Below are 14,096 nucleotides of genomic sequence, written 5' to 3' on the forward strand. Positions count from 1 at the left end.
GGAGGATACGCGGCTTGCGGGGGTGCATGTGTGAAAATGGAAAGCATGCGCCCCATGCAACACTCTTCCAAGTTAGCCAACGTCCGGTACGAACTCCGCGGTCCCATCTTGCATGCGGCCCAAAAAATGGAGGCGGAGGGGCACCGGATCCTGCGCATGAATCTAGGTGACACCGCCCCATTCGGGCTGGAGGCGCCGGAATCCATTGTGGTGGATATGATCCATCACCTGCGCGGAGCCCAAGGCTACAGCGACTCCAAGGGTATCTTCTCCGCCCGCACGGCCATCTCCCAGTACTACCAAACCCAGGGGTTGATGAGTATCGGCGTCGATGACATCTTTGTCGGCAACGGGGTTAGCGAACTCATCTCGATGACCCTGCAGGCATTCTTGGAAAACGGCGACGAGGTGCTCATCCCGGCCCCCGACTATCCTCTGTGGACCGCTACTGTCACCTTGACCGGCGGTGTGCCCGTGCACTACTTGTGTGATGAGGACAATGAATGGTGGCCGGACATGGCCGACGTCGAAGCGAAGATCACGCCGGCGACCCGAGCCATCGTCATCATCAACCCGAACAACCCCACCGGGGCTGTCTATCCGCGGCACATTCTGGAAAAGTTCGTGGAGCTGGCCCGCAAGCACGATCTGGTGATCTTCTCCGATGAAATTTACGAGAAAATCCTCTATGACGGCCGCAGCCACATCCACATGGCCTCGCTCGCCGATGACATTTGCATGCTGACCTTCAGCGGCCTGTCCAAGGCATACCGGATGCCCGGTTACCGTGCCGGTTGGGTGGCGCTTTCGGGTCCGCGTGCCGCGATGGCCGGCTTCAAGGAGTCCTTGGAGCTCATCGCTTCCCTGCGCCTGTGCTCCAACGTGCCGGCTCAGCACGCCATCCAGACATCCTTGGGCGGTTACCAAAGCATCAACGATCTGACCAAGCCCGGCGGTCGCCTGCGTGAGCAGCGCGACCGCGCTTCGGAATTACTCAATGCGCTGCCCGGCGTCTCCTGTGTGCCGGCGGCCGGGGCCATGTACCTATTCGTCAAGCTCGATTCCCACATGTACCCCATCGAATCGGATGAGAAGTTTGTGATTGACCTGCTGCAGGACCAAAAAATCCTGGTCAGCCACGGCACCGCATTCCACTGGCCCACCCCGGACCACTTCCGGTTCGTGCTCCTGCCCTCGATCACTGATATCGAAGAGGCCATCCGACGCATCAGCTCCTTCCTGGCCGTCTACCGCAGCAAAGCGGCGCTCGTTAGCTAAGTAGCCGCCGTGCGGGAATAGTTTCTAAGTCCGTCCGGTTCTTCAAGTAGATACAAACGTATATTTATTTGGATTGGATGGTTCTCATGGCCCCCAGCACTTCTCAACCCCGGCAGATTGAACTGGGCTTGGACACTTTTGGTGACATCACCCTCGATGCCACCGGCACGCCCAAGCATGCCGCGCAGGTGATTCGTGACGTCGTCGAACAAGCCGTGCTGGCCGACAAGTTGGGCCTTGACTACTTTGGTGTGGGCGAACATCACCGCGATGACTACGCCATTTCATCCCCGGACATGGTGCTTTCTGCCATCGCAGGTCAGACCCAGCAAATCCGGTTGGGTTCGGCCGTCACGGTGCTCAGCTCCGATGATCCGATCCGCGTCTTCCAGCGTTTTTCAACGCTCGACGCCGTTTCTTCAGGCCGCGCCGAAGTCACCTTGGGCAGGGGGTCCTTCACCGAATCCTTCCCTCTGTTTGGCTTTGACCTGGCCAACTACGAGGAACTCTTTGAGGAGAAACTGGAACTCTTCAACGAGCTGCGCAAGGAAGGGCCCGTGAGCTGGAGCGGGAACACGCGTCCGGCCATGCACAGCCAAATGGTGTATCCGCACACCGAATCGGGAGCGCTCAAGACCTGGGTCGCCGTTGGCGGTAGCCCGCAGTCGGTGGTGCGGGCCGCCCACTATGGCATGCCGCTGATGCTGGCCATCATTGGTGGGGAGCCGGCACAGTTCACCCCCTTTGCCGAGCTTTACCACCGGGCCCTGAAGGAATTTGGCCAGCCCGAACAGCCCATCGGGGTCCACTCGCCGGGCCATATCGCTGAAACTGACCAGCAGGCCATGGATGAGCTGTGGCCACACTACGCAGCAGCTCATGGCCGTATTGGCCGCGACCGCGGCTGGCCGCCCCTGAGCCGGGCCGAGTTTGACGCCACGGCCGGCCCCAGCGGTGCACTCATGGTGGGCTCGCCCGAGACCGTCGCCAAAAAGATCACTACGGTGGCCACCTCTCTTGGGCTGTCCCGCTTTGACCTGAAGTACAGCCATGGCACGCTCCCGCACGAGGCCATGATGAAGAGCATTGAGCTGTACGCCACCGAGGTCGCTCCGCGAGTTCGCGAAAATCTCAGCAGGGCCTAAGTCCTCGCCAAGGCCTACGTCAGGGGAGGGTCCGTGCTCAATCCCGGGCGGGGCTGGGCCTGGGCGGGGATGTGCCTAGGCTCGGAACCAGCCAAAGTTAAGTCAGCTTGAGTTAAGTCAGCATGAGTCAAGAGGTGAGTTTCAGCGCAGGAGGCGTGCTGAAACTCACCTCTTCGGCGTTAATGCGGCGTTGATCCGGATTCGAATTCGTTTCAATTCATCTTTGATCGAGCGTTGATCGCAGGTTCGGGCCTAACGTGATCAACTAAACACTATTCGTCGAAGGATTTGGCGGCTGTGCCGTGCTGACGCGCCATGGCGGTTGTGCGGGTGCGGTGAACTCGCCGATCCGGTACCGGGGTTAACTCCTTGTTCACTTTCCGTTAACCTGATGAGGGGGTGCTGGACACTTAAGAGCCAAAATCGTCGTAGGATCGTAGCGGTTGGGTTCGCCATCATTGCCGCAAGTCATGGGCGTTGGCATGAGTTTCCGACTTCACAATTTCGAATTCACGCTTACGCCCTCTCAAGATTGGATCGCGGGTGGATCTCACCTTCATGGTCGTGCTAGTCATAGCACTGGCCCTCTTCTTTGACTTTACGAATGGCTTTCACGACACAGCCAATGCCATGGCAACTCCCATTGCCACAGGCGCCATCAAGCCCAAGACCGCGGTGGCACTCGCTGCCATCTTGAACTTGGTAGGTGCCTTCCTCTCAACAGAGGTGGCCAAGACCATTTCCGGTGGCATCATCAATGAAGGCGGGCCCAACGGCGTCGCCATCACCCCGGAAATGATTTTTGCCGGATTGATGGGCGCGGTGTTGTGGAACTTGCTGACCTGGCTGTTGGGCCTGCCATCAAGTTCTTCCCATGCCCTCTTCGGTGGCCTGATCGGTGCAGCCATTGTGGGCACTTGGTCACTGGGAGCAGTGAATTTCATGGTGGTGGTTTCCAAGGTGCTGCTGCCGGCCATTCTCGCCCCGACCATTGCCGGGCTGGTGGCGTTCCTGTGTACCAAACTGGCCTACGGCATCACACGTCGCCACGACCCGGACTCCGGTGACAAGCTCACGCAGAAGCGTGGTGGCTTCCGTCGCGGACAAATCTTCAGTTCATCTCTCGTGGCGTTGGCACACGGCACCAACGACGCCCAGAAGACCATGGGTGTCATCACCTTGGTCTTGGTGGCTTCCGGTATGCAACAGGCTGGCACCGGCCCGCACATTTGGGTTATTACCACCTGTGCGATCGCCATTGCAGCAGGCACCTACGCCGGTGGGTGGCGGATCATCCGGACCCTCGGTTCCGGACTGACAGATGTCAAGCCCGCACAGGGCTTCGCCGCTGAAACCAGCACCGCCGCTGCCATCCTGGCCTCCAGCCACCTTGGCTTCGCACTGTCCACCACGCACGTTGCTTCCGGTTCCGTGATTGGTTCGGGTCTGGGCCGTAAGGGCTCCACCGTGCGGTGGGGCGCGATCGGCAAGATCGGTATTGCCTGGCTCTTGACGCTGCCAGCCGCTGGCCTCATCGGTGGCTTGGCGGCCTTGCTGATCCGCACCGGAACCGTCGGGCTGATCATCGTTGCTGTTCTGGGACTTGGGGCCATCCTCGCCATGTTCGTCATCTCCCAGCGTGAGGTGGTGGACCATAGTAACGCCATCAGCGATGTTGATGCCGTGGGCGAGGCCATGCACATTCCCAGCAAGAAGGAACGTGACCGCTTGGCCGCTAAAGCTCGTGCGGCCCAGAAGGTCGCCGACAAGGCTGCCAGGCGTGCCGCGGAAACTGATGCTGCCCGCACCGTTGCCCAGTCTGCCCTGGACCGCGCCGACACGGCCGTACTCAAGGCCATGACCCAGGCTGCGCTGGATGCGAAGGCGCCCAAGCCGGCTGCTGCGTCCAAGACGGCTGCACAGCCCAAGTCGCCGGGACAGCCCAAGCCTGCAAAGGCGAAGGCTCCGCAGGAAAAGGCACCGCAGGAAAAGATCCAGCTGGCTGATGCACCCCTTGATAAAGGAGTGCAGGATAACGCTACGGAGGACAAGAAGTGATTGACTGGTTTGGATTTGTCACAGTAGGCCTGACAACCCTTGTTGGTGCCGGTTTTGTGGTCACCATGTACGCGTTGGGTGTCCGTTTCACTGCTGTTAGTGGCGACGACGACAGCCGCCGCAACCAGGCCGCCAAGTGGGGTTCCTACATTTGCTTTGGCTTCTGCGTGCTGGCAGTGCTGGCCGGCATCATCTTGATCGTGCCAGCTCTGAGCAAGGCAGCAGAAACCGTCATCGGCAACATTTTCTAGTCTTTTTTGCGTTCGTCAACGTTCGACGCAGCAACGCACGACGCCGGGCACTGACCTTTCGCTACAGCGGAAGGTCAGTGCCCGGCGTCGAACGTTCAAGGACGGGCTAGGAGGCGAGAATCATGTTCGTGATGCGGCAGGTGGAGAGGCGCTGCCCGGCCTCGTTGGTCATGACCACCTCGTGGGTTGTCAGGGTGCGGCCAAGGTGGACAGGGGTGGCCGTGCCGGTGACCAGGCCGCTGGAGGCGCCACGGTGGTGTGTGGCGTTGATCTCAATGCCCACCACGCGGGAGTTTGGTCCGGCATGGAAAAATGCGGCAAAGGAGCCCAGCGTTTCGGCTAAAACCACGTGCGCGCCGCCGTGGAGCAGGCCCGTCACTTGAGTGTTTCCTTCCACTGGCATGGTGGCGACCATGGAATCGGCGCTCATGTGGGTGAAGACGATCCCCATTTTTGTGACCAGCGCGCCTACTCCATGTTGTCCTAACGAGGCGTGAAATTCTGGTGGGATTCCTGCGGCGAGGAGTTCTTCGGTCATAGGGTGCGGTGTGGATTTATTGCTCATGATGACTAGGCTTGCACTTGTGAGTGAATCTGCCAAGACGGCCCCCCTGTCCACTGTTGCACCGAGCCCGGCCTCAGCCCCTGTCGCCGGCCTGCCTGGCGGTGAAACGCCGCGCCTGCTGGTCATTGATGGCCACTCCATGGCCTTCCGTGCTTTTTATGCCTTGCCGCCGGAAAACTTTGCCACCGACACGGGCCAGCACACCAACGCCGTGCACGGATTCACCTCCATGTTGCTGACCATGATTCGTCAGCAAAAGCCCACCCATGTGGTGGTTGCCTTCGATTTGGACACCCCCACCTTCCGTTCGCTGGAATACACCGAGTACAAGGGTGGTCGGAACAAGACGCCCGAGGAGTTCTACGGGCAGATCGATTTGATCATCAAGGTCATGGCGGCCATGCGGATCCCCACCATTTCCGTGGACGGCTTCGAAGCCGATGACATCATCGCCACCTTGTCCACACAGGGCGAGGAAGCCGGCTGGGACGTGCTGGTGGTCTCCGGTGACCGTGACGCCTTCCAGCTCATCACCGACAAGGTGCTGGTGCTCTACCCCAAGAAGGGCATCTCCGACATTCCCCCCATGGATGCCGACGCTGTTGAGGCCAAGTATCTGGTGCCGCCGAACCGCTATTCGGATCTGGCCGCACTCGTGGGCGAGACTGCCGACAACTTGCCCGGCGTGCCCGGGGTGGGTCCTAAGACGGCGGCCAAGTGGCTCAAGCTCTACGGCAGTCTCGATGGCATCTTGGAAAACGTGGACGCCATTGGCGGCAAGGTGGGGGAGTCGCTGCGCGCCCACGTTGAAGACGTCAAACGCAACCGCCGCCTGAACCATCTGCTCCGTGAGATGGAACTGCCGGTCGCCATCACCGACACCGTGCTTCAGGCCCCCGACCGTGAAGCCGTCGAGGAACTCTTCGACGCCCTGCAGTTCAACACCCTGCGCAAGCGCCTCTTTGATTTGTTTGGCGAAGAGGAAGCGGTCGACGCCGGCGAGGCTCACCAGGTGCCTGCCCACCAGATGGTCACCGAGGCGGCTGCCCTAGCGACATGGCTTGCTGCGGGGCCTGCTGCAGGTGCTGCGGGCGCAGCCGTCGCTGTGGAGGTGCTCAGTGAAAAGGCTGGCCTGGCCCATGAAGCTGTTGCGGTGGCGCTGGTACGTGCCGATTCCGCCATCGTGGTTGATCTGGGTGCCGCTGATGCGGCGCTGGAATCTGAGCTGGCTGTTTGGCTGGCCTCCGATGCGCCGAAGGTAATCCACGAGTACAAGGAAGCATTCAAGGCCCTGTCGCTGCGAGGCCTTGCTGTGGCGGGCGTGGTCGATGACACCTCCCTCTCTGGCTACCTAATTCAGCCGGACCGCCGCAGCTACGAGCTGGCTGAGCTGAGCCAGGTTCACCTGAAAGTGTCTTTTGAGGCAGCTGCCACTGAGTCCGGGCAACTGGATCTGGGGCTGGAAGGCGATTCTAAGTTTACCGATGCCGTCCAACGCGGCTACGTTGCACTGTTGCTAAGTGAGCATTTTGCGCCGATTCTGGTTGAGCGTGGGGCCGAGCGTTTATTGCACGAGCTGGAACTGCCTCTGGCGGGAATTCTGGCGACGATGGAATTGACGGGCATTGACATCTCGCAGGAGCGCCTGGCCACGTTGCTCGCCGACTTCACTGCGGCCATGAACGCCGCTCAGGAGGCCGCCTTCGCTGCGATTGGACATGAGGTCAATCTGGGCTCGCCCAAGCAATTGCAGCAGGTCCTCTTTGAAGAGTTGGGTCTGCCCAAGACCAAGAAGATCAAGACCGGCTACACCACCGATGCCGCTTCCTTGAAGATGCTGTTGGAGAAGACCGGGCATGAGTTCTTGGCCCAGCTGATGGCCCACCGTGAGGCCTCGAAGCTGAAGCAAATGGTGGAAACCCTGAAGAAGTCTGTGGCCGAGGATGGTCGTATCCACACCACCTACGCGCAGAATGTAGCCGCCACGGGCCGCTTGTCCTCCATCAACCCCAACCTGCAAAACATTCCGATCCGCACCGAAGAGGGTCGCCGGGTGCGGGACATTTTCGTGGTCAGCGAAGGCTACGAATGCCTGCTGGCAGCTGACTACTCGCAAATTGAAATGCGCATCATGGCGCATCTTTCCGAGGATGCCGGCCTGATTGAGGCCTACGCACTCGGTGAGGACCTGCACCGTTATGTGGGTTCCCATGTGTTCGGTGTGGCTCCGGAAGAGGTCACCTCCGCTATGCGTTCCAAGGTCAAGGCCATGTCCTATGGCTTGGCGTACGGCTTGACCAGCTTTGGCCTGTCCAAGCAGCTGGAAATCTCGGTGGATGAAGCTCGCACTCTGGTCAAGGACTACTTTGACCGATTCGGTGGCGTCCGCGACTACCTGCGCGGTGTGGTGGAACAGGCTCGCGTTGACGGCTACACCTCCACCATTGAGGGCCGCCGCCGTTACCTGCCCGATCTGGCCAGCACAGACCGTCAGCTGCGTGAGCTGGCCGAGCGGGTGGCGTTGAACTCACCCATCCAGGGTTCTGCGGCCGACATTATCAAGGCCGCCATGCTTGGGGTCGATGCGGCGTTGCGGAAGCAGGAGCTGAAGTCGCGGATGCTGTTGCAGGTCCATGATGAATTGATCCTTGAAATCTGGCCGGGGGAGCTTGACGCCGTCAAGGCTCTGGTCATCGAGCAGATGGGTGCCGCGGCGGAACTAAAGGTGCCTCTTGAAGTCCAGGTGGGCGTGGGCGCCAGCTGGAACGACGCCGGGCACTAATAGTTAGACGCTGATAGTTAGACGCTGATAGTCACAACGCCTTACTGGGCATGAAGGATGAGGAACCGCAATGACGCAGAGCCATGATCCGGCGGGCAGCCGAAACCCACGGTCGTTTCCCTACGAACTGCGCACCTTTCCATCGCGGTTGGTGGATGGAAAGGTGCCCGCCGAGGTGGTTGCTTGGATGCAGGCCGTCTCGCTGGGGTTCCACGGTGACACCTTGACCGAGGAGTTGCTGGCCTTCTACGGGGCTGCTGAGGAAGCTGATGGCCGGATGGTCACCGGTGCGTACCTCAGCGGAACCGGCGCCCCGGCCAGGGCTTGGGGTGAGAACTATCCGGTGGCCACCTACGCCTACCACCGCAAGAGTCTGAACGTAGGTGCGGGCACCTTACTTCCTGTCCACCAGATCACTGCTGTGACAGTGCGCCCAAGCCACCGCCGTCGTGGGTTGCTCAGGGCCATGATGGACTCGGACCTGTCTCAGGCCAAGGCCGCGGGCCTGTCCATTGCGGCGCTGACAGCCTCCGAGGCCACCATTTACGGACGCTTCGGCTTCGGGGTGGCAACTCATTCCAACACTGTGGAAGTCACGGTCAAGGGTGGACTTGAGCTCATTCTCCCGGCGGCTGCAGCCCAGGGAATGGTGGAGATTGCCGATGTCCTGGTGGTGCGGGAGATTCATCATGAGATTTTTGCGCAGGTTCATGTCCTCAGCTACGGCTCCATTGGGCGCCAAGACATGTATCGCCAGCTGGCTTCAGGGCAAGGAAAATACGGGTCCATAGATCCGATCAAGAATATTCGGGCGGCGCTGCACTATAACGCGGCCGGGGTGGTGGACGGCTATGTCACCTATAAGCCCACAGATGAGAAGCACCGATCCTCTGTTGAGATCATTGATTTTCTGGCCGTGAGCGATGCTGCGTATCTGGCGTTATGGAACTATTTGGGGTCCCTGGATTTGATCGATGTGATCCTCTGGGACATGGCACCGGTGGTGGATCCGCTGGAATGGGCCATGGCGGCCAAACGCCTTTACAAGCGCACAGCCACCGAAGATCACCTGTGGCTGCGGATTCTGGATACCCCAGGAGCGCTTGCTGCCCGGCAGTACACGGCCGACGGAACCATCACGATCCACGTGGGTGACCCGCTAGGCCATGCGTCGGGAATTTTCCGGATCGAGGTAGTGCACGGTAAAGCCACCGTGACACGCTGCGCGGAAGACGGTTCGGTGGAGCCGGAACTGAACATGGGTGTCAGCGAACTTTCCAGCCTGTACCTGGGCACCGTCTCAGCGCGAACGTTGCAGGCTGCTGGCCGGGTACGTGCCACAGACCCCGCCGCGGTGGCCGTCTTTGACACCCTTTTCGCCGCACCGGCGCCACCGCATTGCTTGACCAACTTCTAACTGCCCGCGCCTTCTAACTGGGCGCGCTGCGGGTTAGCTTCTGCAGGCTGGAACTTGGGCTTTCACTCCTGCGAGTTAGGCCCTCTGGCTGGGGCGGCGCCACGCGTCGCGAGAGCCCAACCAGAGGGAGACAGCTGCGGCGAGGGCATTGACCAGCAAGAGTGAAATAAGTACCAACAGCTGAATGAGTCCGGCGTCGATGGGGGCGGCACCGCCCAGGATCATTCCTACAAAGGCACCCGGCAATGTCACCAAGCCTGCGGTACGGGTCTGATCGAGCGTGGGAATGATCGCCTCCCCAGCCACGGGGCGGGCAACCATGAGGCGTGCGGCCGGCCACTGGAAGCCCAGCGCCACGGCTGCTTCCACTTCATTATGGCGAAGCGAAAGTTCATCGCGAATACGCCGCCCAGATAACGTCACGGCAGACATTGCCCCGCCGATCTGCTGGCCGAGGATGGCGATGATGGCCAGTGCATTGAACGGGACCACGCCGAGGGCAAACATCATGGCCGCCACGGGGATGACTCCCGCCGCGATGGGAATTGCGGCAAGCCACCAGCGGCCATCTGGCGCCACCCGCCGACCGGACGTCCAGGCGGCCACCACGAACATCACGGTGACAAAGGCAAAGGCCCACGGGCCGCGGCCGGAAAGCCACGCTATGACAAGCACCACAGCTGCCAGCTGAACCAGCGCACGCAGCCCCGCAAAGAGCATGTCCCACGGGGATCTTCCAAGCGCAATCCGCCACAGTGCAGCGGCCAAAATCAGCATGATGGCAAGCAGAATCCACGCGTTCGGTCCGAGAATTAGAAGCGTCGAGTCCACCACCTTTGACATTATGGCAAGCCGTCGGCGAACTTTTGCGCTCCTTGCCCCAAACAACTAGACTAAATAGGCATGTCATGCGTGAAGTGGGCCGGAGAACCCGGCAGATTTCGTACAAGTCGTGCAATCACGATCAGCAGGAACCCCTGCAACCATAATAATTTTCGGACCCGATCCGGCATGGACGCGATACCTCGCGGCCTAGCCCCGGGTTCGTCGAAACCAACTATCCACATCGGAGCCCCTACTACATGACCATCACGACCCCCGAGAAGACTAGTACTCCTGTTGTTGCAATCAACGACATTGGTACTGCTGAAGAATTCCTCGCCGCAGTAGATGCAACCATCAAGTACTTCAACGACGGAGACCTCGTCGAAGGTGTTGTTGTCAAGGTTGACCGCGACGAAGTTCTGCTCGACATCGGTTACAAGACCGAAGGTGTCATCCCCTCCCGCGAGCTGTCCATCAAGCACGACGTTGATCCCGGTGACGTTGTCGCCGTTGGCGATCAGGTCGAAGCCTTGGTCCTCACGAAGGAAGATAAAGAAGGCCGCCTGATTCTCTCCAAGAAGCGCGCTCAGTACGAGCGTGCCTGGGGCGACATCGAGAAGGTCAAGGAAGAAGACGGTGTCGTTACCGGTACCGTCATCGAGGTGGTCAAGGGTGGTCTTATCCTCGACATCGGCCTGCGCGGCTTCTTGCCCGCATCGCTGGTCGAGATGCGCCGTGTGCGCGACCTGGCTCCCTACATCGGTCAGCAGATCGAAGCCAAGATCATCGAGCTGGACAAGAACCGCAACAACGTTGTTCTGTCCCGCCGTGCCTGGCTCGAGCAGACCCAGTCCGAGGTTCGTTCCACGTTCCTCAACAAGCTGGAAAAGGGCCAGGTTCGTCCCGGCGTTGTTTCCTCCATCGTCAACTTCGGTGCATTCGTGGACCTTGGCGGCGTAGACGGTCTGGTTCACGTTTCCGAGCTGTCCTGGAAGCACATCGACCACCCGTCCGAGGTTGTCGAAGTTGGCCAGGAAGTCACCGTCGAGGTTCTCGAAGTGGATCTGGACCGCGAGCGTGTATCGCTCTCGCTCAAGGCTACGCAGGAAGACCCGTGGCAGACCTTCGCCCGCACCCACGCCCTCGGGCAGGTTGTACCGGGTAAGGTCACTAAGCTGGTTCCGTTCGGTGCGTTCGTTCGCGTTGAAGACGGCATCGAAGGCCTGGTTCACATCTCCGAGCTGGCCGTGCGCCACGTTGAGCTGGCCGAGCAGGTTGTCTCCGTTGGTGACGAACTGTTCGTCAAGGTCATCGACATCGACCTGGAACGCCGCCGCATCTCGCTGTCCCTCAAGCAGGCCAACGAAGGTGTCGACGTCGACTCCACCGAGTTCGATCCCGCACTCTACGGCATGGTTGCCGAGTACGACGAAGAGGGCAACTACAAGTACCCGGAGGGCTTCGATTCCGAGTCCAACGAGTGGCTTGAAGGCTACGAGACTCAGCGTTCCGTCTGGGAGCAGCAGTACGCTGACGCTCAGGCTCGCTGGGAAGCCCACAAGAAGCAGGTTGCCGAGCACGCCGCAGAAGATGCAGCTGCTGACAACGCCGGTGAAGGTGGCGAGTCCGCAGGGACTTCCTACTCCTCCGAGCCTGCTGCAGCTGACGCCGGTGCCGGTACCTTGGCATCGGATGAGGCACTTGCTGCTCTCCGCGAAAAGCTGACCGGAAACTAATTTCGACGCCAGCAAGCACCGCCCCATGAAAATGAGGTTTTGCTGACTTGAGTGAGGGTCCCCGCCATTGGCGGGGGCCCTCACTTACTTAACGCTCGTTGTCCTCGTGATGAGGTGCGTCCTTGGTCGATTGCTCTGGTGCGCGCTCGGAGCTGTGGCGACAATGTCAGTGCCCAATAGATAAGATAAACAGAACACACGATCACATATGGGGGAGACAACGCATGACAACGAATTATCCAGGCGGGCACCAAGACAACCCGGTGCCCTACACGCCGCCCTCCACGGCTCACATCACCCCTGGTTATTTCAGTCAGGCCACCCCGCCACCCACCTTTGACGTGGTCCCGGTACAGGAAGCTGCCGCGCCATCATTTCCACAGGGACTCGTGGCGCCTCAGCGTGGGAACATTGCGGGACCTGTTGCAGCCATCAAGAGCTTTTTCAAGCAGTACGCCGTCTTCAGTGGACGATCCACACGAAGCGAATTTTGGTGGGTCCAGTTGTTCCACTTCGTCGTGCTGATGGTGGTTAGCGTCCTGTTTGGGGCAATTGACGGTTCAGGGGCTTCCGCCTTGGCCGGCCTCATCATCGTGCTCTACGGACTGTACATGCTGGCCATCATCGTGCCGTCACTGGCCTTGTTCGTTCGGCGGCTGCACGACGCCAACATGAGTGGTGGATTCCTGGCCCTAGGCCTGATTCCCTATGCGGGAGCATTGGTGGTCTGGATCCTCGCCTGCCTGCCCAGCAACCCCCAAGGTGCCAGATTCGATAAGATGCCTTATCTGCTGCCACCCACCCAGCCGCAAGCCAACTACCAGCAGGGCAACTACCCGTACCAAGACCGTTAGCAGACCCTGTCTTAAAATCCTCCGTAAGGAACCGTTGTGTCAGCAACTTCATGGCTGAAAGTGACCCGCCCCGATGATGGTGAAACGGTGGGGTATCTGGAGCCGTTGGCGGCCGACTACTCGCACGTCCAACCCCGGAACCTGCTGGGACACCCAGTGGGCCGAGCAACGGATTTTCTTACTGCTGACGAACGTCTTGCGGATCGGGGAATCGGTGAACTCGCCGAGGGCTGGCAGCTGCGAGATGCAGAGCCCGCGTTCCGAGGTGGTGTAGCCATTGTTGAGGTATCCCCGGACGGCATATTAGTAGCTGACGCACAGTTGGTGAAGGCCCTGGTGGCCGGTCCACGTGTCAACGTTCCATGGCCGGATCTGGAAGGTCGGCTCAGCCTGGATTTGTAGGGCGTACTAGGTCAGCGGCGTGTCAACCCAATCGTTTCCGGCGGCCGTCAACGCGCAGCGTCCAGCCGTCAGCGCGGCAAGCCTTTCCACCGCGGCGGTGATGACCTGCTCGTCGTCGTACATGGCCAGCCCAAGCTGAGTTTCGGCGCCGTCGTACGTGTTCCCGGTCATCACATAGCCGGCGCTGCGCAGATCATTCTCCAACCGCCCGGCCTGCGCATGCGGCACCGCGACCGTGAACAGCTGCTGCCGCTCCCTGCGCACCAGCGGGACCAACTCCAACGCCGTGCTCACGGACTCCGAGTAGGCGCGCACCAGTCCGCCGGCGCCAAGGAGGATGCCACCAAAATAGCGGACGACGACGGCGCACACGTCACTGAGGTCGGCGGCGGCCGAGGTGTCGCTTCCGTTGCTAGACGGAGCGTGAACCTCCCGTCTGATGAGGGCGTCTAACATGGGGATGCCTGCGGTGCCGGAGGGTTCGCCGTCGTCATTGGAGCGCTGGATGCTGCGGTCGGAGCCGATGACAAACGCGGAGCAGTGGTGCCTGGCGTCGTAGAATTCTTTGCGCAGTTCACTCACCAGCTCGCGGGCGGAGGATTCCTGTTCCACTCGCCGCAGCACGGTGATGAAGCGGGAGCGCTTGATGGAAATTTCGTGCCGGAAGTCGGGTCCGGACGCTAACGTCGTGTAGCTGTTGGGGCCGGCTGAGGCGAGGGGAAGTGTCACCCACTGATCCTATCTAACGGGGGAGTACCGGCTCATTGCTTGGTCGCTGTGCTG

General features: G+C 60.4%; 12 protein-coding genes. 9 read left to right on the forward strand and 3 right to left on the reverse strand.

Annotated elements, in window-relative coordinates:
* The first annotated feature begins 45 nt into the window (after positions 1–45).
* The 4 genes from AB0O97_RS03655 to AB0O97_RS03670 all read left to right on the forward strand — a co-directional run bounded on the left by AB0O97_RS03655 (position 46) and on the right by AB0O97_RS03670 (position 4,732).
* Complete coding sequence (locus tag AB0O97_RS03655; RefSeq protein WP_363879979.1) at positions 46–1,278, forward strand: pyridoxal phosphate-dependent aminotransferase; 1,233 nt, start codon at positions 46–48, stop codon at positions 1,276–1,278.
* Positions 1,279–1,364: 86 nt separating this feature from the next.
* Positions 1,365–2,423 (forward strand): LLM class flavin-dependent oxidoreductase, encoded by a 1,059-nt coding sequence (locus tag AB0O97_RS03660; RefSeq protein WP_363839643.1) that lies wholly within the window; start codon positions 1,365–1,367, stop codon positions 2,421–2,423.
* Between the two features lie 558 nt (positions 2,424–2,981).
* Positions 2,982–4,481, forward strand: a complete 1,500-nt coding sequence (locus tag AB0O97_RS03665; protein WP_363880159.1) for an inorganic phosphate transporter — start codon at positions 2,982–2,984, stop codon at positions 4,479–4,481.
* On the forward strand, positions 4,478–4,732 hold the full coding sequence (locus AB0O97_RS03670; RefSeq protein ID WP_363879982.1) for a hypothetical protein: 255 nt from the start codon (positions 4,478–4,480) through the stop codon (positions 4,730–4,732). Before AB0O97_RS03665 ends, AB0O97_RS03670 begins: the two co-directional genes overlap by 4 nt.
* A 106-nt stretch (positions 4,733–4,838) precedes the next feature.
* Here the strand turns inward: AB0O97_RS03670 and AB0O97_RS03675 are convergent, their stop codons facing one another.
* The gene (locus tag AB0O97_RS03675; protein WP_363879985.1) at positions 4,839–5,297 is read right to left on the reverse strand and encodes a hotdog fold thioesterase; all 459 of its coding nucleotides are present in this window, start codon (positions 5,295–5,297) and stop codon (positions 4,839–4,841) included.
* Here AB0O97_RS03675 and polA point away from each other — a divergent pair.
* Both polA and AB0O97_RS03685 read left to right on the forward strand, forming a co-directional pair.
* Complete coding sequence (gene polA, locus AB0O97_RS03680) at positions 5,296–8,079, forward strand: DNA polymerase I (RefSeq protein ID WP_363879988.1); 2,784 nt, start codon at positions 5,296–5,298, stop codon at positions 8,077–8,079. The genes AB0O97_RS03675 and polA overlap by 2 nt on opposite strands.
* A 70-nt stretch (positions 8,080–8,149) precedes the next feature.
* Positions 8,150–9,496, forward strand: coding sequence for a GNAT family N-acetyltransferase (locus AB0O97_RS03685; RefSeq protein WP_363879991.1), 1,347 nt, complete (start codon positions 8,150–8,152; stop codon positions 9,494–9,496).
* Positions 9,497–9,571: 75 nt separating this feature from the next.
* On the opposite strand, the gene AB0O97_RS03690 is transcribed toward AB0O97_RS03685, so the two are convergent.
* Positions 9,572–10,339, reverse strand: a complete 768-nt coding sequence (locus AB0O97_RS03690; RefSeq protein WP_363879994.1) for an ABC transporter permease — start codon at positions 10,337–10,339, stop codon at positions 9,572–9,574.
* Between the two features lie 239 nt (positions 10,340–10,578).
* On the opposite strand from AB0O97_RS03690, the gene rpsA reads away from it, so the two are divergent.
* From rpsA to AB0O97_RS03705, 3 genes are all read left to right on the forward strand, one after another.
* Positions 10,579–12,057, forward strand: coding sequence for a 30S ribosomal protein S1 (gene rpsA / locus AB0O97_RS03695; RefSeq protein ID WP_363839623.1), 1,479 nt, complete (start codon positions 10,579–10,581; stop codon positions 12,055–12,057).
* 224 nt (positions 12,058–12,281) lie between these two features.
* Positions 12,282–12,911 carry a DUF805 domain-containing protein gene (locus AB0O97_RS03700; RefSeq protein ID WP_363879997.1) on the forward strand — a complete coding sequence of 210 codons (630 nt, stop codon included), beginning with the start codon at positions 12,282–12,284 and terminating at the stop codon, positions 12,909–12,911.
* A 36-nt stretch (positions 12,912–12,947) separates the two neighbouring features.
* Complete coding sequence (locus tag AB0O97_RS03705) at positions 12,948–13,313, forward strand: hypothetical protein (protein ID WP_363880000.1); 366 nt, start codon at positions 12,948–12,950, stop codon at positions 13,311–13,313.
* 6 nt (positions 13,314–13,319) lie between these two features.
* Here the strand turns inward: AB0O97_RS03705 and AB0O97_RS03710 are convergent, their stop codons facing one another.
* Positions 13,320–14,042 carry a YigZ family protein gene (locus AB0O97_RS03710; protein ID WP_363880003.1) on the reverse strand — a complete coding sequence of 241 codons (723 nt, stop codon included), beginning with the start codon at positions 14,040–14,042 and terminating at the stop codon, positions 13,320–13,322.
* Positions 14,043–14,096 lie beyond the last annotated feature (54 nt).

Origin of the sequence: Specibacter sp. NPDC078692 (genome assembly GCF_040686835.1) — a bacterium.
Lineage (GTDB): Bacteria > Actinomycetota > Actinomycetes > Actinomycetales > Micrococcaceae > Specibacter.